The organism is Cognatundibacterium rugosum (genome assembly GCF_014284365.1).
GTDB lineage: Bacteria > Pseudomonadota > Gammaproteobacteria > Burkholderiales > Burkholderiaceae_D > Undibacterium > Undibacterium rugosum.
In genome coordinates, this window is sequence record NZ_JACOGG010000016.1 from 23426 (window position 1) to 49259 (window position 25834).

At 49.8% G+C, this 25834-nt stretch carries 23 protein-coding genes and 1 tRNA gene; 8 read left to right on the forward strand and 16 right to left on the reverse strand.

Going from position 1 to position 25834, the window contains the following annotated elements; all coding sequences use genetic code 11:
• Positions 1-22: 22 nt before the first annotated feature.
• The 3 genes from H8K47_RS14335 to H8K47_RS14345 all read right to left on the reverse strand — a co-directional run bounded on the left by H8K47_RS14335 (position 23) and on the right by H8K47_RS14345 (position 3797).
• A complete protein-coding gene (locus H8K47_RS14335) occupies positions 23-1897 on the reverse strand; it encodes a potassium transporter Kup (protein WP_408057903.1) in 1875 nt (624 codons plus the stop codon).
• A gap of 442 nt (positions 1898-2339) precedes the next feature.
• Positions 2340-2431: transfer RNA gene (locus tag H8K47_RS14340), tRNA-Ser, on the reverse strand.
• 115 nt (positions 2432-2546) lie between these two features.
• Positions 2547-3797: an aspartate kinase gene (locus H8K47_RS14345; protein WP_162021791.1), complete on the reverse strand. Its 1251-nt coding sequence runs from the start codon at positions 3795-3797 to the stop codon at positions 2547-2549.
• A gap of 146 nt (positions 3798-3943) precedes the next feature.
• On the opposite strand from H8K47_RS14345, the gene H8K47_RS14350 reads away from it, so the two are divergent.
• Entirely contained in the window at positions 3944-4207 is a 264-nt protein-coding gene (locus H8K47_RS14350) for a hypothetical protein (RefSeq protein ID WP_186882090.1), read from the forward strand.
• A 102-nt stretch (positions 4208-4309) separates the two neighbouring features.
• Here the strand turns inward: H8K47_RS14350 and H8K47_RS14355 are convergent, their stop codons facing one another.
• From H8K47_RS14355 to H8K47_RS14365, 3 genes are all read right to left on the reverse strand, one after another.
• The gene (locus H8K47_RS14355; protein ID WP_186882091.1) at positions 4310-4879 is read right to left on the reverse strand and encodes a DUF1415 domain-containing protein; all 570 of its coding nucleotides are present in this window, start codon (positions 4877-4879) and stop codon (positions 4310-4312) included.
• 184 nt (positions 4880-5063) lie between these two features.
• Positions 5064-6650, reverse strand: coding sequence for a malate synthase A (gene aceB, locus H8K47_RS14360; protein WP_186882092.1), 1587 nt, complete (start codon positions 6648-6650; stop codon positions 5064-5066).
• An 87-nt stretch (positions 6651-6737) separates the two neighbouring features.
• Positions 6738-7415, reverse strand: coding sequence for a haloacid dehalogenase type II (locus H8K47_RS14365; RefSeq protein ID WP_186882093.1), 678 nt, complete (start codon positions 7413-7415; stop codon positions 6738-6740).
• Between the two features lie 320 nt (positions 7416-7735).
• On the opposite strand from H8K47_RS14365, the gene H8K47_RS14370 reads away from it, so the two are divergent.
• Positions 7736-8641 carry a LysR family transcriptional regulator gene (locus tag H8K47_RS14370; protein ID WP_186882094.1) on the forward strand — a complete coding sequence of 302 codons (906 nt, stop codon included), beginning with the start codon at positions 7736-7738 and terminating at the stop codon, positions 8639-8641.
• 102 nt (positions 8642-8743) lie between these two features.
• Here the strand turns inward: H8K47_RS14370 and H8K47_RS18510 are convergent, their stop codons facing one another.
• From H8K47_RS18510 to H8K47_RS14385, 3 genes are all read right to left on the reverse strand, one after another.
• Positions 8744-10456, reverse strand: coding sequence for a methyl-accepting chemotaxis protein (locus tag H8K47_RS18510; protein WP_268977682.1), 1713 nt, complete (start codon positions 10454-10456; stop codon positions 8744-8746).
• A gap of 337 nt (positions 10457-10793) precedes the next feature.
• Complete coding sequence (locus H8K47_RS14380; protein ID WP_162021796.1) at positions 10794-10997, reverse strand: cold-shock protein; 204 nt, start codon at positions 10995-10997, stop codon at positions 10794-10796.
• Between the two features lie 283 nt (positions 10998-11280).
• On the reverse strand, positions 11281-11748 hold the full coding sequence (locus H8K47_RS14385) for a thioesterase family protein (RefSeq protein ID WP_186882095.1): 468 nt from the start codon (positions 11746-11748) through the stop codon (positions 11281-11283).
• A gap of 156 nt (positions 11749-11904) precedes the next feature.
• Here H8K47_RS14385 and H8K47_RS14390 point away from each other — a divergent pair, with 156 nt between their 5' ends.
• Positions 11905-12345 (forward strand): hypothetical protein, encoded by a 441-nt coding sequence (locus tag H8K47_RS14390; protein WP_186882096.1) that lies wholly within the window; start codon positions 11905-11907, stop codon positions 12343-12345.
• Positions 12342-13412, forward strand: coding sequence for a CapA family protein (locus tag H8K47_RS14395; protein ID WP_230405257.1), 1071 nt, complete (start codon positions 12342-12344; stop codon positions 13410-13412). Before H8K47_RS14390 ends, H8K47_RS14395 begins: the two co-directional genes overlap by 4 nt.
• On the opposite strand, the gene H8K47_RS14400 is transcribed toward H8K47_RS14395, so the two are convergent.
• On the reverse strand, positions 13357-13677 hold the full coding sequence (locus H8K47_RS14400) for a 2Fe-2S iron-sulfur cluster-binding protein (RefSeq protein WP_186882097.1): 321 nt from the start codon (positions 13675-13677) through the stop codon (positions 13357-13359). The two genes, H8K47_RS14395 and H8K47_RS14400, sit on opposite strands and share 56 nt — an antisense overlap.
• A gap of 152 nt (positions 13678-13829) precedes the next feature.
• On the opposite strand from H8K47_RS14400, the gene H8K47_RS14405 reads away from it, so the two are divergent.
• Positions 13830-14183, forward strand: a complete 354-nt coding sequence (locus H8K47_RS14405; protein ID WP_186882098.1) for a hypothetical protein — start codon at positions 13830-13832, stop codon at positions 14181-14183.
• 53 nt (positions 14184-14236) lie between these two features.
• Here the strand turns inward: H8K47_RS14405 and H8K47_RS14410 are convergent, their stop codons facing one another.
• The 3 genes from H8K47_RS14410 to H8K47_RS14420 all read right to left on the reverse strand — a co-directional run bounded on the left by H8K47_RS14410 (position 14237) and on the right by H8K47_RS14420 (position 16234).
• A complete protein-coding gene (locus H8K47_RS14410) occupies positions 14237-14533 on the reverse strand; it encodes an SCP2 sterol-binding domain-containing protein (protein WP_162021800.1) in 297 nt (98 codons plus the stop codon).
• 94 nt (positions 14534-14627) lie between these two features.
• Positions 14628-15281 (reverse strand): class I SAM-dependent methyltransferase, encoded by a 654-nt coding sequence (locus tag H8K47_RS14415; protein ID WP_186882099.1) that lies wholly within the window; start codon positions 15279-15281, stop codon positions 14628-14630.
• 11 nt (positions 15282-15292) lie between these two features.
• Positions 15293-16234 carry a CysB family HTH-type transcriptional regulator gene (locus tag H8K47_RS14420; protein ID WP_162021802.1) on the reverse strand — a complete coding sequence of 314 codons (942 nt, stop codon included), beginning with the start codon at positions 16232-16234 and terminating at the stop codon, positions 15293-15295.
• A 353-nt stretch (positions 16235-16587) separates the two neighbouring features.
• On the opposite strand from H8K47_RS14420, the gene H8K47_RS14425 reads away from it, so the two are divergent.
• A complete protein-coding gene (locus H8K47_RS14425; RefSeq protein WP_186882100.1) occupies positions 16588-18759 on the forward strand; it encodes a patatin-like phospholipase family protein in 2172 nt (723 codons plus the stop codon).
• A 95-nt stretch (positions 18760-18854) separates the two neighbouring features.
• On the opposite strand, the gene H8K47_RS14430 is transcribed toward H8K47_RS14425, so the two are convergent.
• A complete protein-coding gene (locus H8K47_RS14430) occupies positions 18855-19838 on the reverse strand; it encodes a fumarylacetoacetate hydrolase family protein (RefSeq protein WP_186882101.1) in 984 nt (327 codons plus the stop codon).
• A gap of 298 nt (positions 19839-20136) precedes the next feature.
• Between H8K47_RS14430 and H8K47_RS14435 the strand changes: the two genes are divergently transcribed.
• Positions 20137-21966: a DUF885 domain-containing protein gene (locus H8K47_RS14435; RefSeq protein WP_186882102.1), complete on the forward strand. Its 1830-nt coding sequence runs from the start codon at positions 20137-20139 to the stop codon at positions 21964-21966.
• A 220-nt stretch (positions 21967-22186) separates the two neighbouring features.
• Complete coding sequence (locus H8K47_RS14440; protein ID WP_186882103.1) at positions 22187-23068, forward strand: HDOD domain-containing protein; 882 nt, start codon at positions 22187-22189, stop codon at positions 23066-23068.
• Positions 23069-23155: 87 nt separating this feature from the next.
• Here the strand turns inward: H8K47_RS14440 and H8K47_RS14445 are convergent, their stop codons facing one another.
• Both H8K47_RS14445 and H8K47_RS14450 read right to left on the reverse strand, forming a co-directional pair.
• Positions 23156-23752, reverse strand: a complete 597-nt coding sequence (locus tag H8K47_RS14445; protein WP_186882104.1) for a hypothetical protein — start codon at positions 23750-23752, stop codon at positions 23156-23158.
• 113 nt (positions 23753-23865) lie between these two features.
• On the reverse strand, positions 23866-25824 hold the full coding sequence (locus H8K47_RS14450) for a propionate--CoA ligase (RefSeq protein ID WP_186882134.1): 1959 nt from the start codon (positions 25822-25824) through the stop codon (positions 23866-23868).
• Positions 25825-25834: the final 10 nt, after the last annotated feature.

The window sequence follows — 25834 nt, forward strand, 5'->3', positions numbered from 1 at the left end:
GTAAGTCTTTGCACCAACTAATTTAGATTTCGACCTGCGCACCTACTTCGATAACACGGTTGCTTGGGATCTGATAATAATCCGCTGCATCACGTGCATTGCGCGACATCGCCACAAACAAGCCCTCACGCCATGCTGCCATACCACTGCCAGGACTGGAGATAATCGTCTGGCGGGAGATAAAATACGAGGTCTCCATAGGCTCAAACGTCAAACCATGTTGAGCACATAATTCCAGCGCAGCAGGAATATCCGGTTCATTTTTAAAGCCATAAAACACATCAACCTGATAGCAGGCGTTACCCAAGCTGGTGACCTTCACGCGCTCAGAAAATGGCACCCATGGGATTTCACGGTTATACAGGGTCAGGAACACCACGCGTTCATGCAGGATTTTATTGTGCGAGAGATTGTGTAATAAGGCATGCGGCACACCATCCGCCTCACCGCGCAAGAACACAGCCGTACCATATACCCGCGTTGGTGGCGACACAAATAAGGATTGCAAAAACTCTTCTAGCGGGATCGCATGCTTTTTCAGATTGTCAAACACCAGCTCACGCCCACGCTTCCAGGTCACCATCACCGTGAACATCACAATACCCAATACCACCGGGAACCAACCACCGTGGAAGAACTTAAGCGCATTAGCCGAGAACAAAGCTAAATCGATGAACAGGAAAAAGCCTGTAGCCAAAATACACAGCAACAAATTATATTTCCAGCCGTAGCGAATCACAAAGAATGTCAACAGTGAAGTCACCAGCATCGTGCCCGTCACAGCAATACCATAGGCCGATGCGAGATTGGAAGAAGATCCAAAACCCACCACAGCAGCGACCACAACAATCAGCTGCATCCAGTTCACAGCCGGAATATAAATCTGACCGATTTCTTTCGCTGATGTGTGCATGATTTCCATGCGTGGCAAAATCCCAAGAGAAATTGCCTGCTTAGTCATGGAAAAAGTGCCAGAAATCGTCGCCTGGGAGGCAATCACCGTCGCCACAGCAGACAAGGCCACCAGAGGATAAATACTCCAGGCACCCAATTGCTGATAAAACGGGTTTTCCGCAGTCGCAGGATTAGACAGCAACAATGCACCCTGCCCCAGGTAATTCAAAGCCAGCGCCGGAAATACCGCAACAAACCAGGCGAATCGTATTGGTTGACGGCCGAAATGCCCCATATCTGCATACAAGGCCTCAGCACCGGTAAATGCCAGCACAACCGCAGCAAGCGCAGGGAAAGCCAGATGATAATTTCCCATGAATTGCAGCGCGTAAACCGGATTCAACGCTGCCAGTATCTGTGGCATCTTCAGAATGTTGTACACACCCATCGCGGCTAATGCAGCAAACCAGATGACCATAATAGGTCCAAACCATTTACCTATCCCGGCAGTTCCTTTGTATTGAACCGCATACAGCAAAATCAGCACAACCAGCGTAATTGGCACCACAAACGGTTGGAATGCTGGTGTCGCCACTTCCAAGCCCTCTATCGCAGAAAGCACTGAAATTGCAGGGGTAATGACCCCATCCCCATAAAACAGTGCGGCACCAAACAAACCCAGCACAAACAGGGTGAAATGCCACTTCGATTTTTTACCGACCGATTCCAGTGCCATCGCCGTCAAGGCCATGATGCCGCCCTCGCCGCGGTTATCCGCTCGCAAGATCAAGGTCACATATTTCAGAGCAACAATGATGATGAGCCCCCACAAAATTAAGGAGACCACACCAAATAGATTTGCTTCCGTGAGGGGGATTCCATGCTCTTTCGAAAACATCTCTTTCATCGTATAGAGCGGGCTGGTGCCGATATCACCATAAACAATACCGATTGCAGCCAGCGTCAATCCAGCCATGCTGCTTTTTGCGTGTTGATTTTCCAATTGCGTACCTTGTAATTATTGGTGCATTGCACAATAGGTGATTCCGGTTTGAAATTCAATAGTACAGAATAAAAAAACAAATATATGAAATATTTACGCAACACTGCAAGAAATTAACTTTACTTTTACATCTGGTAAGCAGCCTAAGCCTGAGGCTGAGATGAGATCAGGATGTAAGCGCTGCACCGGCAACAGCACTAAGCCAGAAACATGCAGGGATTCACACCTTCACAGGCATCATTGATGAACGCAACAATACATTCCTGAGGATTTAAAATCACAATGAATTCAAAAACAGTTGGCAATGCCGGACCTAACTCTGTGCGAATGACTACATACTCAGAGCAAGATGAGGAGAGGAGGAATTTAAGATGACGAAAAAAGAAGGTAGCCAGCAATACAAATAAAAATGCCCGCATCAGCGGGCATTTTTACGAATCACTGGCGGAGACGGTGAGATTCGAACTCACGATCCAGGTTACCCCAGATGCTTCCTTAGCAGGGAAGTGCCTTCGGCCACTCGGCCACGTCTCCACACTATCACTACAAAGCTGGCGCCTTGCAGCAATCGAGAGCAAGATAATATCTGCTACACCGCTTTTGGTCAACTAGCTGTCAACACAAAAACAAGTTTTTTTGCAAACGTGGATCAGGCGCTTTCCAGTTCAAATGCTTTATGCAGAGCACGCACTGCCAATTCCATGTACTTCTCATCGATCAACACCGAGATTTTGATTTCCGAAGTCGAAATCATCTGGATATTGATACCCTCTTCCGACAAGGTGCGGAACATTTGCGATGCGATACCTACGTGGCTGCGCATACCAACGCCCACCACAGACACTTTAGATACCTTGGAATCACCAACAATGCTGGTTGCACCAATGTGCTCTTTGACACTACCCTCCAGTACCTGCATCGCTTTCGCATATTCATTGCGCGGCACAGTGAACGTAAAGTCTGTCTTTCCTTCGACTGACTGGTTTTGGATAATCATATCCACTTCGATATTGGCGTCAGCAACTGGCCCCAGGATCTGATAGGCGATGCCTGGGCGATCAGGTACGCACAGTACAGTGATTTTTGCTTCATCACGATTAAATGCGATGCCAGTGATGGTAGCTTGTTCCATATTTGTATCTTCCTCAAACGAAATCAGTGTGCCGGAAGTTGCTTCCTCTTCCAGCGGCATTAATGGATCCGTCAGCGACGACAGAACGCGGGTAGGCATACGATAATTGCCTGCAAATTCGACCGAGCGGATTTGCAGTACTTTGGAGCCCAGCGATGCCATTTCCAGCATCTCTTCAAATGTCACAGTATTGAGACGACGCGCCTCAGTCACAACACGCGGATCAGTCGTGTAGACACCGTCTACATCGGTATAGATCAGGCATTCTTTTGCCTGCAGTGCTGCAGCAACTGCGACCGCTGAAGTATCCGAACCACCACGACCCAGCGTCGTAATATTGCCCTTCTCATCCACGCCCTGAAAGCCGGTAATAATCACTACCTTGCCCGCATCCAGATCTGCCTTGACTTTGGCATCGTCGATGGATGCAATGCGCGCCTTGGTATGGGCGGAATCAGTTTTAATAGCGACTTGCCAGCCAGCATAAGAGACTGCCTGCTTGCCGATAGCCTGCAAGGCCAGCGCCAGCAATCCTACCGATACCTGCTCACCGGTGGAGGCGATCATATCGAGTTCACGCGGATCAGGCTGTGCATTGAGTTCTTTCGCCAGACCTAACAGACGATTGGTTTCGCCGGACATAGCTGACGGCACCACGACTATCTGGTGACCGGCATCATGCCATTTGGCGACGCGCTTGGCGACGTTCTTGATGCGTTCAGTTGAACCCATCGAAGTACCGCCGTATTTGTGGACGATTAAAGCCATAGATATAGAAGACGTAAGGGTGAAAAATGAGGTAGAACAACCCCTTACTCTACATGCTGCCCTGCAAAATAACAAGGCAATCAAAAGCAAATTTTCTTAAGTTATTCGTTCAACGCATACTGTTTTTTCGAATTTTCTACAGAAATATGGCAGAAAAGTTCATTTTCCAAAGAGGAAACTATGCATTTGGTGCGGCGCAGTGCGTGCTTACTCAAATCAGTGATAACAATAAGGCAAAAAGAAAAACAGGAAATGCAGGCAAGCACACGCGATTTGCATACATTAATCGCTTTAGCACAGTCAGAATGCCGCATCTTTTTGAGGGAAAGCAGAAACAATTGCTCGCCCATAGCCTCAGCGAGCAGTTCAACGGATATCCGGACAGTAGCCCTGCTCCATATTACTTTTAAGTATATTTATATAAATAATTTATTGAAAGCTATGTGCACCGTTGTGCCGCTGTTCCACAGATGCACTGACTTTTTTACTTACATCAGTGCTAATTTGAGTGCTTACTTACTTTTTGGCTGATCGGCAAACATCTCATGCCAACCCTCGTGACCAAGTTTGCGCATGGCGTCCATATTGCGTTCGTAAATCTCGTCTGCGTCGGGAAATGCTTCAACTGCCTTATCAATACTGTCTTCGCGCAATAAATGCAGGGTGGGATAAGGTGAACGATTAGTATAGTTTTCTATATCTCCGACTTCGCTATCCGCAAACTGGTAATCGGGGTGGAAATTCGCAATTTGCAAAATACCAGCCAAATCCAGCTCTTCCAGTAAGGCATCTGCCACATCCAGAAAATCATTGAAATCCATGAAATCCTGCAAAACATCGGGACAAATCAGCAAGGTAGTTTCGATTTTGTCCGGATTCGCTTCCGCCAGCACCTCCAGTTCGCGGCGCAAGTCTTCGACCAAGTCCTGCTCGGTCTTGGCCTCGCTCACCACATAGCGGATTTGCTGCTTCACATGCACAGCTTTAGCGAAAGGACAAAGATTCAACCCGATAACGGCTTTTTCCATCCAGTTGATGGTTTGAGCAATCATAGATTCCTGAGTGACGGGCAAAGTAGACATAGACTATATTCCTGAAAAATAAGCGCGCAAGCATAGCACAGCACCCTGCCGGTTTTCCTGGTATCTGCACCTGATTTTGGGGTAACTTAGATTATGCTCCGCCCTGCTGCAAAAAACAAAAAGCGACACCATCAAAATGGCATCGCTCTTCGCTACATCAACAACACAACTGAGATAGAACGAATCAGATTTCTTCGTACAATGGCAGCGTGAGGAATTCCGCAAAATCACCGGACGTCGACATTTCCTCAAAAATCTGCGCTGCACGGTCATAGGTTGCACCGTCGCCAGCAACCGTCTTCACCTTGCTTAATTCTTCCGGGATCATCGCGCGCACCATTTCTGCCGTGACCTTGCGACCATCCTCGAGCTTGCCTTTGGTAGAACGTATCCATTGCCAGACTTGCGAACGGCTGATTTCTGCAGTTGCCGCATCTTCCATCAGATTGTGGATAGGCACGCAACCGTTACCTGCCAGCCAGGCACCCAGATAGTGAATGCCAACATTGATGTTATAACGCAGGCCAGCTTCCGTGATCGGGGTTTCAGGCTGGAAGTTCAGCAAATCCTTGGCGGATACTTCCACATCCGGACGCTGCTTGGAAATCTGATTCGGCGCATCACCCAGTACTTTTTTGAATTCAGTCATCGCCAGCTCAACCAGACCAGGATGCGCCACCCAGCCACCATCATAGCCGTCCGTCGCATCACGTGCCTTGTCGTTGCGCACACCACCCATCGCAACTTCATTTTTTTCCGGATCATTTTTAATCGGAATCAAAGCAGCCATACCACCGATCGCAGGTGCATTACGCTTGTGGCAAGTCTTCAGCAAGAGCAAGGCGTAAGAACGCATGAAAGGCGCAGTCATGGTCACTTTGGCACGGTCCGCCAGGCAAAAGTCCTGGTCGTTTTTGAATTTTTTGATGCAAGAGAAAATGTAATCCCAGCGCCCTGCATTCAGACCCGAGCTATGCTCGCGCAGCTCATACAGAATCTCATCCATTTCAAACGCAGCAACGATGGTTTCTATCAGCACTGTCGCCTTGATGGTGCCTTGAGGAATCCCAATTTCATTTTGTGCCATGACAAAAATATCATTCCACAAACGCGCTTCCAGGTGGGATTCCATTTTCGGCAGATAGAAATACGGTCCTGCACCGCGTGCCAGCTGCTCTTTCGCGTTATGAAACAAGAACAATGCAAAGTCAAAAATACCACCGGAAATACGCTGACCATCGACCAGCACATGTTTTTCATCGAGATGCCAGCCACGTGGACGCACAACCAGCGTGGCAATTTGATCGTTTAACTGATAAGACTTTCCGTTCTGCTCCAGGCTGATCGTGCGACGCACTGCATCGCGCATATTGATCTGACCCTGCAGTTGATTGTCCCAATTCGGTGTATTCGAATCTTCAAAATCTGTCATGTAACTGTCAGCTCCGGAATTGAGCGCATTAATGACCATTTTGCGTTCCACCGGACCGGTAATTTCTACCCGACGACATTCCAAGGCCTGAGGAATCGGTGCAATTTTCCAATCACCTTCACGAATGTGGCGGGTCTCAGCCAAAAAGTCTGGCCGCTCACCGGCGTCCATACGCTTGGCACGCGCAACCCGCGCTGCCAGCAATTCCTGCCGACGCGGCTCAAATGCGCGGCTCAGTTTTGCGACCAGTGCCAATGCTTCCGGGGTCAGGATTTGTTCGTAACCTGGCTTGATTGCTCCGGTAATCTCCATACCTTGTGGCAATATCAACTGACTCATCGTGCTCTCCATAAAAAGAAACGCATTGAACGCGACTCAATGCAATAAACAAGGAAAATAAAATTCAAGACATCACAGCAAATTTAATCACTGCGATGTTTCAAGAAAATGTAAGACATCGCTCAAAGTACGACCCGTGCCATGTGGCATCACCCCCAACTCTTCCAGTGGCACATGATCGCGATTGACCCAGAAGGTGGTGTAACCAAACCAGGTAGCACAACAGACATCCCAGGCATTACTCGAAACAAACAACATATTTTTTGCCGGCACGCCAAACATATCCGGACCCAGCTGATAAGCTTCCGGCGCCGTTTTATAGACTTTCACAGCATCAACCGAGAGCAGGTGCTGAAATAAACCTTGCATACCAGCGTGCTCAGTCACCGCCTGTAACATCTGCGGCGTGCCATTGGACAAAATCGCCAGCTTATAAGCCTTGTCCCGCAAGACCTGCAGCACATCCTTGTTTTCAGGAAAAGCACTCAGTCTTGCATACTGACCCATTAATGCATTTTGTGCATCCAGATCCAAGTTCAACCCCAAATAACGGCACGTGAATATCAGTGCATCCTGGGTCACTTCCCAAAATGGCTTATACATACAACACATAGTACGCAATTGAGTGTACTCAATCTGTTTCCTGCGCCACAATTGCGCAAGCTGTTTCCCATAGCCGGGAAACAACTTCTCTGCGAGTTCAGTGACCGAATACACATCAAACAATGTGCCGTAGGCATCAAACGCAATTGCATGTATCGCCATCACCTTACCTCTGCATACCGTTTTGATCAGGAAACTACAGAGTATATTCAATTAAAATAAACATAAATAAGAGATTTATCACTTTATCTTTTACTTTTTCGCAAAAATAAAAGATGAAATAGCGTATATTCGGTCGATAAATACGGCAAACAGGACAAAACTGCCTATAAGTGCGCATAGTCGCACCATGGGCAAATGCAAAAGCGAAGGGACGCGCCTATGCAAAAAAAAATACATCCGTCCATTAACCCGATCAGATCATACCGAAGATTGCTTACGTGCTAAATCAACAATAAAACTCTTTGGGGGAATGATTCTTCATGGATCAATTTAAACAAATCAGCACCTTTGCTGAGGTCGCTGTTCGCGGTAGCCTGTCGGCAGCGGCCAGAGCAGAAGGTGTGGCGCCAGCCATGATTAGCCGTCGTCTGGATGCATTGGAGGAAAGATTAGGCGTCAAATTATTACAAAGAACCACGCGCAAAATAGCGCTGACCAATGAAGGCAGTTCGTTTCTGGAGGACTGTCAGCGGATCTTATCGGAACTAGAAGAAGCAGAATCATCTGTTGCTGAACGAAATTCCAGCGCCAGCGGCATACTGACGATTTCAGCACCAGCCGGTTTTGGACGACAGCATGTGGCGCCACTCATTCCAGATTTCTTGAGCCAGCATCAGCAATTAAATTTAACATTGAGCCTGAATGACCGCGTAGTAGACCTGATCGGTGAAGGTGTGGACGTGGCGATACGAATAGCCGCCTTATCAGACTCCAGCCTGATAGGTGTCAAACTGGCCGACAATAAGCGGGTCGTGGTGGCAGCACCCGCTTATGTGCGACGCCACGGCGCACCGAAAACGCTGGATGAACTCAGCAATCATAATTGTCTGGCCTTCAGTAGCGACGGCAGCCAGCGCGGTTGGACTTTCCGTCAAAACGGGAAAAATGTGACCATTAAAGTTGAAGGCAATATGGTCTGTAATGATGGAGAAGTACTGCATGATTGGGCGATATCCGGACAAGGCCTGGCATGGCGCTCTATGTGGGAAGTAGGTACGGAAATTGAATCCGGCAAACTGGTCACAGTACTGGATGAATATACTGCGCCTGGCAATGATATTTATGCCATTTTTGCACAGCGACGCCACCTCCCCTTACGGATACGCGCTTTTGTTGATTATTTGCGCCAAGCCTATAGCGCTTCCGATTATTGGAAAAAAGGCTGAATCCGGTCCATACGCCATCGCTCAAAATAAAAGCAGGGAGCACGTCACCGACGCACTCCCTGTTTTATCTGAGGGATGAACCGCCACCGGCAGACATTCACATCAAAACTCTTCCCATTCATCAGCTCGTGGCTTACTGACTTTGGCAGCAGACTTTGCTGCAGAGGCGGGAGCAATCAATTGTGAGCGGACAGGTGAAGATGCAGGTTTAACTTTCGCCGGAGCAGCTTTCACCACAGGCTGAGCAGCCAGGCCTTCGTATTGAGAACTTCCCGCTTCCAGCTTAAAGATGCCGACAGCCTGATTCAGATTGCTGGCCTGATCACGCATACTGCCGGCAGCGGCAGCGGCCTGCTCCACCAAAGCTGCATTTTGCTGAGTCGCCTCATCCATCTTGGTAATGGCCTGATTGACCTGCTGAATTCCTTCTCGTTGCTCCTCACTGGCGGCGGTAATTTCAGCCATGATGTCGGCCACACTCTTGATCGATACTACAATCTCGTTCATGGTTTTACCTGCATCATCGACCAGACGTGCCCCCTCTTCTACCTTATCCACCGAATTCGCGATCAATTCTTTAATTTCTTTTGCAGCATTCGCGGAGCGCTGCGCCAGACTCCTGACTTCACTGGCGACCACTGCAAAACCACGTCCCTGCTCACCTGCACGCGCTGCTTCAACAGCAGCATTCAGCGCCAGAATATTGGTTTGGAAAGCAATGCCGTCAATGACTGCAATGATGTCCACAATCTTGCTTGAACTTTCTTTAATCGAAGACATTGTGTGCACAACATCACCGACTACCTTACCACCTTTGGAGGCAACATCGGAAGCTGTCAGCGCCAGTGTATTGGCCTGACGTGCGTTATCCGCATTTTGTTGCACGGTAGAAGTCAGCTCTTCCATTGATGAGGCAGTTTCCTGCAGGCTGGCTGCCTGTTGCTCAGTGCGAGAGGATAAATCCATATTGCCAGATGCAATCTCATCCGAAGATACCGCGATGGAACCGCTGCTCTGACGCACCATTGTGACCGTCTGCACCAGGCTTTGGCGCATGTTTTCAAGGCCGGAAATGAGCTCTCCCATTTCATCCTTAGATTCCGGTTTCAATTGCCGGGTCAGATCACCGTCACCGATAGCCCGGAACTGGCGCAGAGTCTGATGCAAAGGATGAGAAATAGCGCGCAATAAAAAATGAGCTGAAATAAACACCGCAATCAGGCCACCCACGACACCAAACACATCGATCCAGACAAACCATTTGAAAGCAGTCTGGCTTTGTAAATAATTTTTTTCAGATGTTTTTAGTTGTAGTTCATTTAACTCTGAAATTTTGTCGGAATAAGCAGAGAATAATTTTGCAACGATCGTCATGTTGATGCGATCCGCTTCGTCACGATTGCCTGCCCTTATCGCCTCGGTCATTTTCTGATGTGCTTCGTTAAGGTACTGATCACGTACAGCAACCACCTGGTCTGACAATTTCTTTTCTTCCTCATCCTGAGGGAGTGCCAGATATCGCTTAAATGCTTCATCCGATTTCGTTTTGAAGTCTTCAGAGCGCTTTAACGTTGCTGCTAAGTCAGGAGCGTCCGGATGTGCGATAGCGCGGTCTATCGCGGTACGCGACCGCAACAGATCAACCCGGGATTGCTGAAGTGCGTCAACGGATGGTAATTGATTGGTGAAAATCTCTTCGATGATGGCATTGCTGTTCTTCACACCAACGACACCCATAGCACCACCAATCGCCAGCATGATGGCCATAAAGGACATGGTACCGATCAGCCGCATTCTGATAGTCAGATTCAACATTATTCCCTCACCTAATTAATTCCGGAGCACAATTGACAGAGGATACAAATTTTTCGCAGCACAAGCTTGATCCCCAACAATGACTGACACAATTTCCTGGTTAAATGCTGACACGCATATCCTGTCACAGTATCTGATGACATTGCGATTCGCATCTGTCTGGCACGTCTCCTAGCGTCACTGCAGATTTTACCCGAGAGAAATGTGTAATTTGAGGCAAAATCAATTTTGTTAAAAAATGTTGTTTTCTGACGAATATCTTTTAGCAGGCAAAAAAAATCCCCGACGAATCGGGGATTTTTATCAGCTTGGCTTTACTCCGCCATCAAGCTCTGAATTACAGAGGCTGGATGTTGGAAGCTTGCTTACCTTTAGGGCCTGTAGTTACTTCGAAAGAAACGCGTTGGTTTTCTTTCAAAGATTTGAAGCCGGAAGATACGATTGCGGAGAAATGTGCGAACAAATCTTCGCCGCCTTCGTCTGGAGTAATGAAACCAAAACCTTTAGAATCATTGAACCATTTAACAATACCTGTTGCCATTACAATTTCCTATTTCAGTGAATTTGGGCAGTTGCCCGATAGATCGTTTCAACCTCAGTAAGAAATGACAGACTGATACTGCAAAACCACTTTGAATCTCAACGACGATCTGATTATACGCACAAAATCTGAGTGGAAGTAAAATAAAATCTGAGTTTTCTGCATTTATCTGGCTTTTTTGAGGAATTTATCAAAGTTCCGTCTGATCTATAACGCACATTAAGCAAAATACCACACTCTTCAACGTGCAATCAGCACGAGATGCCAGCCCACCGCAGACAACTCAGGCTCGGCCATGCAACATAAATGCTGCTGCTCCGGTCGCAATTCTCTCCCCTTCCTCATTGCGCAATTCCATCAATACGTTCGCCACCCGCTTCCCCAGCCGCGTCACCTCCGCACTCGCAATGAATGCACGGCCTTTACCCGGTTTCAGATAATCGATGCGTAAATCGATGGTACTCATCAATCCAAATTCACGTATTTGCGCATGGGCATCTTCGCGCGGCTGGGTCTGCGCCAGCTTTAACAAAATAGCGACCCCAGCCACACTGTCCAACACCGACGCAATAACCCCGCCATGCAACATACCCTGAGCAAAATTCCCCAATAAGTCATCACGCATTGCAAGTCTTAATTCTGGTCTGTCGCTGGTAAAGCTCCGCACCTGCAATCCGATCAACTTGCAAAATGGTATGGCCTGCTCCACCACTTGCTTCAACAAAGACTGAAATTCAGGATTTTGCGACATATCATTTGCCATATTTGCTCACTCAGTAATTAGTCAATCGTTTAATTTGCTCAATTGAGGTTACATTAATTGCTTATTCCACACAATCTTTCCATCGCACTAATGTTTGTGCTATTTTCAATATCTGACCAGATAATTAAAATGAAAATGATGCAAATGATTGCCACCCAAATACAACGACACTCTCCTACACTGGCTGGCATTTTCGTCTTACTAAACGCACTGCCCGTTTCGGCGCTGAACACCAGCCCCGCCAAAGAGCCGCTACTTGCATGCTTTGTCACCTATGCCGGCAGTACCGAAGTGATAGAAACCGGCCTAAGTGCAAACCCTTACCAGATCGAGGCCAAAGATATCCAGGGACGCTTTCGCTTTAAGCCAGTGATGATTGGTGAGCAAGGGCATATCCGTTACATCAAAATTTATGCCTATTTCCAAACCAGTAAAACAGATTTACCTATCCATCAGGCAAGTTACTTCCCACCATTCCGGCGTAGCAAACAGGCTTATCTGCTGACCCCATACAATGCACTCTATGCGGGCGAGGTTGAGCGTGAACTGCAATATCACTGCACATTAAAGAATATAGCATCATGATTCCATTCATTTCCGGCGTCGCGATGCGCGCTATTCACATCACTTTTTTAGTCACGGCGATATTGTTGAGCAGTACTGTCAGTGCTGCAGAAAACGAAGCTAAAGTCAGCCTCTTGTTTGCAGGTGACGTGGTACTCGATGGTCAGCCCGGAAAGTGGATAGCAAGAGGTAAAGATCCATTTTCCGCATTTGCCGCTATTTTTGCCTCGACCGATATCCGGATTGCCAATCTTGAGTGTGTCGTTGCCAAAGAAGGCCAGGCGGCAGATAAGAACTTTACCTTCCGCGCAGAGCCGGAAAGCCTGAGCGTATTGAAGCGCCACGTCGATGCAGTATCGATCGCAAATAATCATTCCGGAGACTTTGGACGCGCAGCATTTTCTGAAATGCTGACGCATTTACAAACAAATCAGATTCAGTACTTTGGCGGTGGAAATAATCTGAGCGAGGCACACCGCCCCCTCATCATAGAACGCAAGGGCTTGCGCATTGCGCTGCTAGGCTATAACGAATTTATGCCACGCAGTTTTGAGGCGGGTGCAGCATCCGCAGGAATAGCCTGGAGTGAAGACGAACAATTGCTACTCGACATACAACAGGCAAGGAACGCCTATAAAGCGGATCTGGTCATCCCTTTCATGCATTGGGGCTGGGAAAATGAACTGCACTCTAATCAACGCCAGCAACTCCTCGCAAAAAAAATGATCGATGCGGGTGCGGATGCAGTGATAGGCGGGCACCCACATGTACTGCAAGAGACCGCCGTCTATAAAGGTAAGCCGATCATTTACAGCATAGGGAATTTTATGATCGATGCGCTGGACAATGACGCGCAAACGCTGGGTTGGGTGATACGGCTGGAGCTGGATAAACAGGGAGTGACAGTATGGGATAGCCGCATTGCCAAAATCAGCAATGATGGGATACCCGAGCCGCAAGCCCGGCAGTCAAGTGCCTGCTGGGTGCGCGGCGATAAGCAGAGCAGACTTTGCAGCAATGCCGATTCCATGTTCAGCCCGGCTCAGATACGACATGCAGGCGCTTCGCCAAAGGCTGCAGCAAACTAAGATCAGAACTCGCTACGGTTACACAGGGCAGTATCCAGCCATCCTGCTTCTCTTCCAGACTCAGTCCTGGCCACTCTATGGTAAATCGATACTGCCCATGCAGGGATTGACACAAACAAGCACGGCATGTGCCATTGCGACAGGAACTAGGCAGACTGATGCCCTGTTCCTGCGCATTTTCCAAGACAGTCTTATCAGGCTGTAGTTCACAGCAAATCCCACCTGGCACGAGCATGAGCTGATACTTAACATTATTTTTCGTCATAGTTTCCGTGCTCACATTGCGTTTAGAAACCAATACAGCTAAAACGACTAAAACCTACAAAATTTGCCGCCTGGCCTAAAGTGTCGCCTCTGCGCATGATCAGGAAACTCTGATACTGCACCAGAGCGACCAACATATCAGGAGACCGTCGTATGAGCACCATCAACCAGCCTGCAACTGATAGCGTCACGAATACGCCAGAACGCAGAAATCACTCCTCAACACAACTACGCTTAGTTGAACTGGACCCCAGGCTCGCAATCGCGGGAGAAATCATAGGCGATTACTTGCTATTGCCAGACATACAGTCGGTCGGCAGCATGCGCGAATGCTGCCCCTTCTGTGGTGACGAACCTTTACAGTTACACCTGCGCTACCGCCACGTCAAGCGCTCACACCTATTCTGTAACCGCTGCCATCGCTGCTACGACGCACTGCATCCGGACGGCAGTTCTGCTATCGCCAACTACGCACTGCTCACTATCCCGTCTGTGACAACGCCATAAAAAAACGCGGCATGACAGCCGCGTTTTTTCTGCTACCTTGGCTTGCTGTCCGATTACACGACAGTTTGCAAACGCATCGCGATACCCATATCGCCGGATACTTTGAGTTTGCCCATCATAAAGCCATTCATAGGATTAAGCTGGCCAGTCAGTAAAGCACCCAGATCCGCCAGTGCGATGGTTATCGTACAAGCTGCATCCTTGTTTTCATTCGACACCGTATTCGGTGTGGCGCTCGCATCAACAAATACCACGCCATCACTGCCGCAATCAAATTTCAACGTTGCGTTCAACCCGCTATCATCGCCTACTTTAGTACGAATTGCTTCTGTGCATGCTTGCAAGTCCATGTCTGCTGCTCCGAGAGTTAAAAAACGGATTGCAATGTAGCATGCATTCCCTTCGAGGAACAATACTAGAACTGGTAAGCCAACAAATACCCGATTAACGCAATACGCAACTCAGCATCCAGTAGTACTCATTGCGATAAATACGGATGTCGCGCGCAACCGCTGCAAACTTTTTACGCATATAGCTATCTGTCGGGAAATTTTTGATAACTTCTACCCGGCTGCCATCCGGCATGGTGTGAATATGAAAGGTATTGCCTTCCAGGTCAGTACGCGCCACAGGCAAAGTGTCGCCTTCCACTTCATTATCATCAATCAATATCAACGTACTGCCACTGCCTATTGCCGCACACCATTGCTTCAAGAGCTTAGTCTGATCTTCACGCTTAACATGCGACCATAAAAATCCTGCGAACGCCGCGCTATAGCGTCCTGCAGCGGCAACCGGCAGCGCAAATGCATCGGCAAGCGCAAATTCTACGTTATCGTTATCAAATTCCTTGGTTTGCGCGATTTCCAGCAATTCAGGACAAAAATCGGTTGCGTGTACGGATTCGGCGAAGTCCGCGATTTGCTGGGTCCAATAACCGGTACCGCAAGCCAGTTCCAGCACCTTTTGCCCCATCAGCATCTCACAGACGCGCTCTTCCATCTCTTCGAGATCACCTTCACGCTCTTCAATCGCGTAGTCCTGCTCCAGAACCGGAGCACGTTGTGCGTAATAGTCGCGCAACTTCAAATCAGTCATGTTATTTCCGTTTATAAATCGTAAGTATCTTTATTGCCCTGCATCACACTATCGACCATTTTCCGGTTTAAGGTGGGGTTAAGCAATTCGATAAAAGTGTAGACATAGCTGCGCAGATAAGCACCCTGCTTGATCGCAACACGTGACACATTCATCCCGAACAAATGCCCGACCGGCACTGCGCGTAAGCTCTTATCGCGTTCTGCATCGAAAGCCATACCGGCGATAATGCCTATTCCCATACCAAGCTCGACATAGGTCTTAATCACATCAGCATCAATCGCTTCAAGCAAAATATCAGGTTTCAGATTTCTGATCTGAAATGCATGATCAATCTTGCTGCGACCGGCAAAGGCCGCATCGTAAGTCACCAACGGATAATGGGCGATATCTTCCAGCGTAATATTCTTCAGTTTCAGTAAAGGATGCTCCAGCGGCAACACCAGCACATGCTCCCACTGATAGCAAGGCAAGGAAATTAAACCATCGTAGCCAGCAATTGACTCCGTCGCGATCACCAGATCCGCCTGATCGCGCATGACCATATCAGCGATCTGCTTAGGATTTCCTTGCAACAAGGAAAGCCTGACCTTGGGATATTTCTGCATGAAAGCCTGCACCACTTTAGGCAAGGCATAGCGTGCCTGCGTATGGGTGGTAGCAATCGTAAAACTGCCACTATCCTGCGCCGCATACTCCTTACCGATACGTTTCAGACCATCAATTTCCTGCATGATCAGCTCAACCGACTTCAGCACCGCCCGGCCAGGCTCAGTCAAACCGCGAATACGCTTACCGTGGCGCGTAAAAATATCCACACCCAGCTCTTCTTCCAATTCAATAATCGCTTTGGAAACACCGGGTTGTGAGGTAAACAAGGCTTTTGCTGCCTCAGTCAGATTAAAATTCTGACGGACAGCTTCACGTACAAAGCGTAGTTGATGTAAATTCATGAATGACAATATTCTGTGAAAGTGGCGCAGACAGTCGCGGCATTCGCCAAGCTCTCAGGAAAAAATCTGCCATCAATAGCAGGTAGTTATCCCGAAAGACCCTTGCCACTAAAAACAATTCGCACCATCATGGGCTGCAATCAGCTGAACTAGCTTATGCCGCTAACCTTTAGTAAAACTGAATTGATATACTACCAGCAGTATATAGAGACCTAGAAAAGAATTCCATGCTCAAATTTCACTTCGCACCTAAGTTACGCAAGAAACTTAGCTTTTACTCTGCTCTGAGCCTCTTATTCTCGCTATTTATTCACGACCCTGCCCTTGCACAGTCGGTGACAGACAAGCCTGCAATGTCCAAATCACCCAAAATTTGTGTAGTGCTATCCGGTGGCGGAGCACGCGGCTTCGCCCATATTGGCGTACTCAAGCAATTGGAAGCCATGCATATCCCCATAGACTGCATCGCAGGTACCAGCATGGGAGCTGTCATTGGTGGCCTGTATGCATCAGGCATCCCGGCCACAGAAATTGAAAAACGCCTGGAAAAACTGAAACTCAATGACATTGCCCTGGATCGCATAGACCGGCGCCAGCTACCACAAAGCGTACGTGAAGAAGATGAGCAATATCCGCTCGGCGCCACGCTGGGTCTGAGCGAAAACGGGGTAAGGCTGCCAAGCGGCGTGGTGCAAGCCAGTCAGTTTCAGGAACTGATACAGAACTGGACCTCACATCTGGCACCTGACATCAAATTCGACCAATTACCCATTCCCTTCCGGGCGGTCGCAACCGATCTCGAAACCGGTCAAATGGTGGTATTCGACAAAGGCGCACTGCATAAAGCGATACGCGCCAGCATGGCTGCGCCCGGCGTCTTTGCCCCAACTGAAATCGACGGCCGCTTGTTATCGGATGGTGGACTAGTGCGCAACCTGCCGGTAGACATCGCCAGAGACATGGGGGCGGACGTGATTATCGCGGTCAATATCGGCACCCCGCTAATGCCTCGCAAACAGTTACAAACACTGTTTAATGTGAGTCAGCAAATGGTCAATATCCTGACCGAACAAAACGTGAATGCGCAGAAAGCCAGCTTAAAGGAAAGCGACATTTTGATCGAGCCTAACTTGGGTAACATCGGTTTCCTGGACTTTGGACGCTCCAAAGAAGCCACAGAAATAGGTCAAGCGGCAGCCCTGCAATTGCAAACCAAACTGGCCGGCCTGGCCTTACCGGATCAGGCGTATCGGGTCGCGCAAAACAAACGTGAGAATCCTCAACTGCCACCAATACAAATCAGCTTTATCGAGATTGACAACAATACCGCCATTCCCGAAGCCGACATCCGGCGCCTGATAGGATTTGAAATCGGCAGCTTTTACAATGCAGAAGAAGTGAATGCCAAGCTGGCTGCACTGGGCACAACCAGAGAATTTGATAATCTAAGTCATGAGCTGGTACAAAAAGACCAACGCTATGGCATACGGATACAGGCCAATGGAAAAAACTGGGGCCCGCATTTTCTGCGTTTTGGTCTGGCCTTATCCAGCGGTTTTGATGGTGCGGGCGGCTACCGCCTACAAGTCGGACATCGCCGCCCCTGGCTGACCGAGGGCGGATTGGAATGGCGTAATGATGTGGAGCTTGGTAACACACTCAAGTTCCGTACCGAACTGCGCCAACCCTTGTTTGAACGCGAAGGCAGTTATCTGCTGCCCTTTGCCCAGGTCAGCGAAAATACAGTCAACTTTTACAAAGACAATGTACGACTCGCTGAATACAGTCTGCGCGCCCAAAAAGCTGGTGTCGAAGTCGCGTACCGGCTGGGCAATCTGGGCACGCTGGGCGAAGCCCGTTTAGGCTTGAATTACAACCGTTACAGTATTATTCCAAAGCTGGGCGGCGTGCTCACGTCAAACGGCGTGGATATTACCAGCTCAATCGACAGCTTGCCTAGCGCAAGTATCCAACAGTATGGACTCAAAACCGGTGTCGTGATCGATCAGCTCAGCGACCCCAGCTTTCCGCGTGAAGGCTATAAAGTGGATACGGGTCTGTTCCTTGGCATGGACCGTTCGCGCGACAGCTACCAAGAGTTCAACCTCGATACAGTCTGGGCCAAAAGTTACGGCAGCCACAGCCTGAATCTGAAATTCAGCGCAGCCGGACTCTTTCAGAAAAACGACAACAAGATACGCGGCATCGGTTCTATGCTGGGTGGTTTCCAGCGCTTGTCTGCCTATCAGCAAGACCAGTTCCTGGGCAATTACATGCTATATGGCAGCGCCACCTATCTGCTACGCGCCATCAATTTTGAAATGGCGGGACAAAGCCTGTTCTTTGGATCTTCACTGGAAATGGGCAATGTCTGGAATGAAAAGAAAGAGATTTCCGTCAACTCGCTGCGTAAAAGCCTGAGCGTGTTTGGCGGCGTCAACAGCTTTATGGGCCCCATCTATCTGGGCTTTGCGATAGGCCAGAATGGCGCACGCACGGTATTTTTCCAGTTAGGACGCCAGTAAAGCCTGTTGAATTGATGCGATAAAAAGAGCCCGAATCTTTGCGCAGATTCGGGCTATTGACTAAGACTGACGGCTTACCTGACATAGGGCTGCAATTAATCCGGTTCAACCAGACTTTGATCAATCGCACCAAAGATAGATTTACCATTTTTATCCAGCATTTCTATCTTAATGCTGTCGCCATACTGCATAAACGGCGTGATAGCTTCACCGGTTGCGATCATCTCCAGCGCACGCTTTTCAGCAATACAGCTATAACCTTTGCCAGCATCCTTATTGGATACGGTTCCCGACCCGATGATGGTACCGGCACGCGCGCGGCGGGTTTTACATAAATGCGTAATCAGTTGCGGGAAAGAGAAAGCCATGTCGATACCGGCATTTGGCTGGCCAACCAGATTTCCATTCCAGCTCGATCGCAGTGCCAGATGTACTTTGCCATCACGCCAGGCGTCGCCTAATTCGTCAGGCGTCACTGCCACCGGAGAGAAACTGGAGGCTGGCTTCGATTGAAAAAAGCCAAAACCCTTCGCCAGTTCTGCAGGGATCAGATTGCGCAATGAGACATCATTGACCAGCATGAGTAAGCGGATATGCTCAGCCGCCCTGTCGGGGCTGACGCCCATCGGCACATCGTCAGTGATGATCGCTATTTCACTTTCAAAATCAATGCCCCATTCGACAGCCCCCAGCACGATGTCATCACAAGGCCCGATGAAATCATCACTGCCGCCCTGATACATCAGCGGATCATGCCAGAAGCTTTCAGGCATTTCGGCCTGGCGCGCTTTTCTGACCAGCTCCACATGATTCACGTAAGCGGAACCATCGGCCCACTGAAATGCGCGTGGCAGAGGCGCCATGCACTGATGCGGCTGAAAATCAAAGCTATAGGCGACTTTACCTGCATTCAAACGCTGATACAGCTCTTCCAGTTGTGGCGCCATGAATTGCCAGTCATCCAGCACGCGTTGCAAAGTCGGCGCTATGCCATTGGCGATGCAGGCCGTTTTCAGGTCGCGTGAAACCACGATTAATTGTCCGTCACGGGACCCGTCTTTTAAGCTCGCTAACTTCATATTTCCTCTGTACAGTCAGGTTTGCCGCATTGTACCTGATCAGCCACGCTGGCTGCGATAGGCCCAAACCGCAGATTTTTCTTCAGCAGTGAACTATGCAAGCCCGGCGCACTCCAAGCAGCTCAGACGGCAAGCCAGCAGGTCTGCACAGCGAAGCCGGATTTCTCAAGTCCTTGTGTATCCATCTGGTACTCCTGCCTTAAAATGACAGCATAGTCCGCGCAGCTGAACTTTTTCCTGCAGCGGATATTGATCCAATCGACGTGACATTTAGTGAAAGCTTATTGTGAATAAATCCATGCGCACTTTACGCATTTTGCCCGCCCTTTTGCTGGGACTGGGAGTACTCAACACTGCCTATAGTCTGCCTGCCGCAGCCCAAAGCAACACCACGCTGAGCAGTAAATCTGCCAGCCCAAAACAAAAATTACTGGCACTGGCAGATCGCTACTATGTCGCAAGTGCTGAATTCAATCCGCTGGAAGCGACTTACCATGGCGATGCCGGCTATGACGATAAATTACCGATGACCTTAAAGCCTGAAGTACGTGCGCGTCAGATCGCATTTTGGAAAAACATGGTCAAAGAGCTCAAGGCCTTACCTGTCGGCCAGTTATCCGGACAAGACCGTGTGACTTACGACATCCTGCTGCATGAGCTGGACGGCAATCTGTCGCTGGCAGCCTACCCTGACTATTTACTGCCCATCAATCAAATGGACAGCATTCCGCTGACACTCGCGCATTTTGGCAGTGGTCAAAGCGCGCAACCGCTGAATACTCCGGCACAATACGACGCTTATCTGAGCCGTATCGCGCAATTGCCAGACTGGCTGAATCAGGCCACCAGCAATATGCGGACAGGTAAAAAGCGCCACATCACGCTACCGATGGCATTAGTGAACGCTTTACTGCCACAGTTTAAACAACTGGCTTCCGGCAAAGTCGAAGATCATCCTTACTACCTGCCGATTATCAATCTACCAGCCAGCTTCGCTGACGCCGATAAGACCCGCCTGCGCGAAGCCTATCAACGTGAAATCACACAAAAAACCCTGCCAGCGTTAAAGGAGTTTTATCAATTCCTGCATGATGATTATTTGCCTTCGGCCCGCCCAAGCACGGGCTGGGGCGCACTACCTAACGGCGCCGCCTGGTATCGCGCGTGGGTCGCGGAACAAACCACCACTAACCTGACGCCGGAACAAATTCACGCCATCGGCCTCAAAGAAGTCGCGCGAATTCAAAGTGAATATGCGATTCTTGGGCCTAAACTGGGCTATCACGGTGATGCGCAAGGCTTACCAGGCTGGATGGAAACGCAAACCACTTATCGCACGTTTAAAACCGAAAAAGAAATTCTGGATGCCTATAAAGCGATCGATCAGGAAATCCGCAAACATCTGCCTACCTATTTCGGCAAAATCCCGAAAGCGCCACTGGAAATCCGCCCTGAGCCTGAAATCAGCCGCGAAACTGCATCCGATCACTACACCTCACCCGCATTGGACGGTTCGCGTCCCGGCGTGTTCTGGGCCGTCATCAATAATCCTGCAGATTATGCAAGTACCGGCATGAAAACCCTTTATCTGCACGAAGGACAACCCGGACATCACTTCCACCTGGCCAGCCTGCAGGAACTGGATGTGCCTAAATTCCGTCGTGTCGGTGGAAATGTCGCCTACACCGAAGGCTGGGCGCTGTATGCAGAAACCCTGGGGAAAGAAATGGGTCTGTTCGCCAATGACCCGCCAGCTTACTACGGTCATCTGAGCGATGAAATGTTGCGCGCTACACGTCTGGTGGTCGATACCGGCATGCATGCCAAGGGCTGGAGCCGTGAACAGGGTATTAAGTATTTGCAACAGACCCTGGGCTATACTGAAGCTGCCTCACGTCAGGCGATAGAGCGTTATATGGCCTGGCCAGGTCAGGCACTCGGTTACAAAATAGGATCGCTGAAAATCATGGAATTGCGCCATCTGGCTGAAGCTGAATTGGGGCAGCGCTTTGATCTGCGCCAGTTCCATGATGCGATTTTGAGCGATGGCACGCTACCTTTATCGCTATTAGAGACTAAAATGCGAAAATGGATTACTGAACAGAAATCTGTTAACGCAAACAAATAAGTTCCATTTTTGCAACTCACTGATTTGCCTTTCTGCTCACGACCGGATTTTCCGGTCGTTTTCTGGTACAAGCCGCACTGCCTGATTGACCTGAGAGACTAAGTCAAGCAGAATGAAACCCTATTGGGCGGCGTTGCCTATTTGCATTATTTTTCTTTTTTGAACTATTTTATGTAAGTGCAATGCCTAAGCCATCATGAACTCACAGTGAAATTCTGCGATGAACCGACAAAAAGCACTCAAATGCATCGTTGAGCAGGCCCACAAGGGTGACCTGGTCTTTCCAGCCAATGTAGCCGCCTCTCTGAAGCTGCAGCAAACGCTGGACGATCCGGATTGTTCTGTCGATACGGCAAGCAAACTGGTCCTCAATGAACCGCTGTTGGCTGCAAAAGTAGTGGCGATTGCCAATTCCGCCGCGTACAACCGCGGTGGCGATGTCACCAATGTCAAAGCAGCTATCAACCGGCTCGGTTTCAAGACACTGCTGGCAATCGTGTCCAGCCTGATCGTACGCCAGTTGGCCGGATCGAGCAAAGACAAAGCGATCCAGGCAAAAACGCAAAGCCTGTGGGAACACACGGCCCAAGTCGCCGCCTTGTCTCAGGTGATCGCGCGCCGTATTACGCGGCTAGACCCGGACACCGCCATGTTTGCCGGCATCGTCCATGAGGTCGGTAATTTTTATTTGCTGTCCCAGGCAGAAGAATTTCCGTCTTTGCTGGAACCAGACACATTTGGCGTCGGCGAAGTCGATGACGAATTACCTGAATTTGAAGATACCTTGGTCGACCTGGAATCCTCCGAAGCCATCATCGGTCGCGCTGTGATACAGAAACTCTGCCTGCCCGGCTCCGTGGTCCAGGCCTTGGAATCAATGTGGTACGGCTTACGTGCTATGCCACCCGAAACCCTGGGTGATACCCTGTTACTGGCCAATGAGCTGGCCGCAACAAAATCACCGCTGGACTTCAATTCCTATGCAGAGTCTGAACGCTTTACATCGGAAATTGATTTCGTCGTCGGCGATGGCACACTCAACAGCATACTGGAAGAATCAGACGAAGAATTACGTACCTTGACTTCTGCATTGCTGGCCTGACGCGCAACGATCATACCCACGACAAGAATCCCCTGTCAGCGCTGCTGCACAGGGGATTTTTTTGCCTGGTTCGATACGGACTTATTTCTATGTCAGACTGACTTCGGTCAGCCAGCGCCCCTCGCTGATATGATGTGTGACTTGTCCTATACGATGCGCACCATCAAACCGGCGACCGCAGCCTCTTAACACCAATAGCCCGCCGGGTTGCGCCGCGATACTGCCACTGCACTGTACCTGACCGGAAACACTGAATTCGCTTTGTGCAGGTTCGCCTGGCCGCAACTGCAGCGTTAAATCTGCCGCCAGCAACGATTCACCCATGATCAGCACCAGCTCAGACTGCTCCGACGCGCTTGGATACAGCACTTGCGCAATCTGGCATTGCAGCTCCAGCGTAGGCGGCAGATTTGGCTGGAGACGCAAACGCAGGCTGAGTATCTGTCCAGATAAACGTAACTGATTCAGTCCACCCGGCCCCAGCCCCAACTCTATCGCCGAACCTGGCAACAGTAACTTTTGAGTCGACGGCACGAGTGCACTATCCAACACCATACTGGCACTGGCCCGGCCATCCGCTTGCAGTTGCAACTCTATAGTCAGGCAGCGTATCGCTTCAGGCAGCGGCTGCGCATTGACCGCTATCGTAAAACTGACCAGTTGTGATAAATCGACAGACTGCATACCTTAGGGCTTTCTGAAATCAGGGTTAACGTGAGATGCCCACATCCTACATCATTAACAATCAGGCCCGGCATTACCGGGCCTGATTCTAACTTACCCCGAGAAAAATGCATTTAGCGTGGGCTGGCCAGCGCTGCCTGTATCTGGGTCAGTGAAGACGGATCTTCTATCGTGGTCAGATCCCCGGCATCCCGCCCCTCACAAATTGCCTGTATAGAGCGGCGCAATAATTTGCCAGAGCGGGTTTTGGGCAGGCTATTTACAAAATGCACGCGGGCCGGACGCGCCACCGCACCCAACTGCTTATCGACCACGGCCATCACCTCAGCCTCCAGTGCACGTTTTTCAGCCTCCCCCGGATATAACTCCGGCCTCTTCAAAATCGCAAACGCAACCGCGACCTGGCCTTTGAGCTTATCTTCGACCCCAACCACGGCCACCTCAGAAATTTGTGCATGACTAGACACGCTCTCTTCGATTTCACGCGTACCTAAGCGATGCCCCGCGACGTTAATCACATCATCAGTGCGTCCGAGTATGAAGAAATAGCCATCGGCATCGCGTATGCCCCAGTCAAAGGTCGAATACAGTTGCTCATGCGCGAACTGACTCCAATAGGTATTTACAAAACGTGCATCGTCACCAAATACGGTCTGCATACAGCCGGGCGGCAGCGGCCCGCGTATTGCCACCACGCCTTTTTCATTGGCGGCACATTCCTGTCCGGTAGACTCATTGATGATGCGTACATCATAGCCATACATGGGGACGCCGGGGCTGCCGAGCCGGGTCTCTTTATGCTCCACGCCACGTGCAATTGACAGGATGGGCCAGCCAGTTTCGGTCTGCCAGTAATTATCAATAATCGGCACGCCGAGTTCAGTGGCGATCCAGCTGGAAGTGGTTTCGTCCAGCGGCTCACCGGCCAGATACAGAGCTTTTAGCGAAGACAAGTCATGCTGCTTCATCAGTTCAGGCGGATGCTTTTTGAGTACGCGAATCGCGGTAGGCGCAGAGAACATGCGGCTCACACGATGACGCGCCACGATACTCCACCAGATGCCGGCATCCGGCCGTATCGGCGTGCCTTCATACATGATGGTCGCCATGCCGGCGATCAGCGGGCCATACACGATGTAAGAATGGCCAACCACCCAGCCTATATCCGAGGTGGCAAAATACACCTCACCCGGATTTCCGCAAAAAATATGCTTCATCGAGGCCGCCAGCGCCACCGCATAACCGCCCACATCGCGTTGCACACCTTTAGGCTTACCGGTAGTGCCCGAGGTGTATAACACATAGGACATCGCATTCGATTCCAGCCAGGTCACGGGCACCTGCGCTGTCAGATGTTGTTCACGCGATGCGGCATAATCCACATCACGCCCAGCCACCAGTTGCATCGGCTCCAGCCCGCGATCCACCAAGAGGACGTGGGCGGGCTGATGGCTGGCGGCAGCAATCGCCTCGTCTAACAGAGGTTTATACGGCACCGCTTTGCCGGCGCGCATACCCGCATCGGCAGACACGATCAGCACCGGCTGCGCATCATCTATACGGGTCGCCAGACTTTTCGCAGCAAAGCCACCAAACACCACGGAATGCACGGCACCAATACGGGCGCAGGCCAACATCGCAAATGCAGCCTCAGCAATCATGGGCATATAAATCAACACCCGATCCCCTTGCTTCACACCCAGACTCTGCATGATGGCGGCCATGCGCTGTACTTCGCGATGCAAGTCAGCGAAGCTATACACCTGCTCCTGACCAGTCTCAGTAGAAATCGCTATCAGCGCGGGCTGATCAGCTTGGGTACTTAACCAACGGTCTACAGCGTTATGGCAGAGATTGGTTTCACCGCCGACAAACCAGCGTGCAAACGGTGGGTGACTGTGATCCAGCACCTCAGTGTAAGGCTTATGCCAGTCGATGAGTTGCGCTTGCTGATCCCAGAATTGGGCTGGTTGCTGCAGAGATGCCTGATAAAAATCCTGATAGTTCATGATGTCTCCAGTCTGATTGCGTAAATGCTGCTGTTTTTGATTTTTGTGTTTTCTGTCTGTCAGTTTGGTGTAA

Bases quoted from the DNA above. Each gene is read 5' to 3' on its own strand.
- H8K47_RS14345 (WP_162021791.1), bottom strand. From the start codon at position 3,797: ATGGCTTTAATCGTCCACAAATACGGCGGTACTTCGATGGGTTCAACT.
- H8K47_RS14350 (WP_186882090.1), top strand. From the start codon at position 3,944: ATGGCAGAAAAGTTCATTTTCCAAAGAGGAAACTATGCATTTGGTGCG.
- H8K47_RS14355 (WP_186882091.1), bottom strand. From the start codon at position 4,879: ATGTCTACTTTGCCCGTCACTCAGGAATCTATGATTGCTCAAACCATC.
- aceB (WP_186882092.1), bottom strand. From the start codon at position 6,650: ATGAGTCAGTTGATATTGCCACAAGGTATGGAGATTACCGGAGCAATC.
- H8K47_RS14365 (WP_186882093.1), bottom strand. From the start codon at position 7,415: ATGGCGATACATGCAATTGCGTTTGATGCCTACGGCACATTGTTTGAT.
- H8K47_RS14370 (WP_186882094.1), top strand. From the start codon at position 7,736: ATGGATCAATTTAAACAAATCAGCACCTTTGCTGAGGTCGCTGTTCGC.
- H8K47_RS18510 (WP_268977682.1), bottom strand. From the start codon at position 10,456: ATGTTGAATCTGACTATCAGAATGCGGCTGATCGGTACCATGTCCTTT.
- H8K47_RS14380 (WP_162021796.1), bottom strand. From the start codon at position 10,997: ATGGCAACAGGTATTGTTAAATGGTTCAATGATTCTAAAGGTTTTGGT.
- H8K47_RS14385 (WP_186882095.1), bottom strand. From the start codon at position 11,748: ATGTCGCAAAATCCTGAATTTCAGTCTTTGTTGAAGCAAGTGGTGGAG.
- H8K47_RS14390 (WP_186882096.1), top strand. From the start codon at position 11,905: ATGATTGCCACCCAAATACAACGACACTCTCCTACACTGGCTGGCATT.
- H8K47_RS14395 (WP_230405257.1), top strand. From the start codon at position 12,342: ATGATTCCATTCATTTCCGGCGTCGCGATGCGCGCTATTCACATCACT.
- H8K47_RS14400 (WP_186882097.1), bottom strand. From the start codon at position 13,677: ATGACGAAAAATAATGTTAAGTATCAGCTCATGCTCGTGCCAGGTGGG.
- H8K47_RS14405 (WP_186882098.1), top strand. From the start codon at position 13,830: ATGAGCACCATCAACCAGCCTGCAACTGATAGCGTCACGAATACGCCA.
- H8K47_RS14410 (WP_162021800.1), bottom strand. From the start codon at position 14,533: ATGGACTTGCAAGCATGCACAGAAGCAATTCGTACTAAAGTAGGCGAT.
- H8K47_RS14415 (WP_186882099.1), bottom strand. From the start codon at position 15,281: ATGACTGATTTGAAGTTGCGCGACTATTACGCACAACGTGCTCCGGTT.
- H8K47_RS14420 (WP_162021802.1), bottom strand. From the start codon at position 16,234: ATGAATTTACATCAACTACGCTTTGTACGTGAAGCTGTCCGTCAGAAT.
- H8K47_RS14425 (WP_186882100.1), top strand. From the start codon at position 16,588: ATGTCCAAATCACCCAAAATTTGTGTAGTGCTATCCGGTGGCGGAGCA.
- H8K47_RS14430 (WP_186882101.1), bottom strand. From the start codon at position 19,838: ATGAAGTTAGCGAGCTTAAAAGACGGGTCCCGTGACGGACAATTAATC.
- H8K47_RS14435 (WP_186882102.1), top strand. From the start codon at position 20,137: ATGCGCACTTTACGCATTTTGCCCGCCCTTTTGCTGGGACTGGGAGTA.
- H8K47_RS14440 (WP_186882103.1), top strand. From the start codon at position 22,187: ATGAACCGACAAAAAGCACTCAAATGCATCGTTGAGCAGGCCCACAAG.
- H8K47_RS14445 (WP_186882104.1), bottom strand. From the start codon at position 23,752: ATGCAGTCTGTCGATTTATCACAACTGGTCAGTTTTACGATAGCGGTC.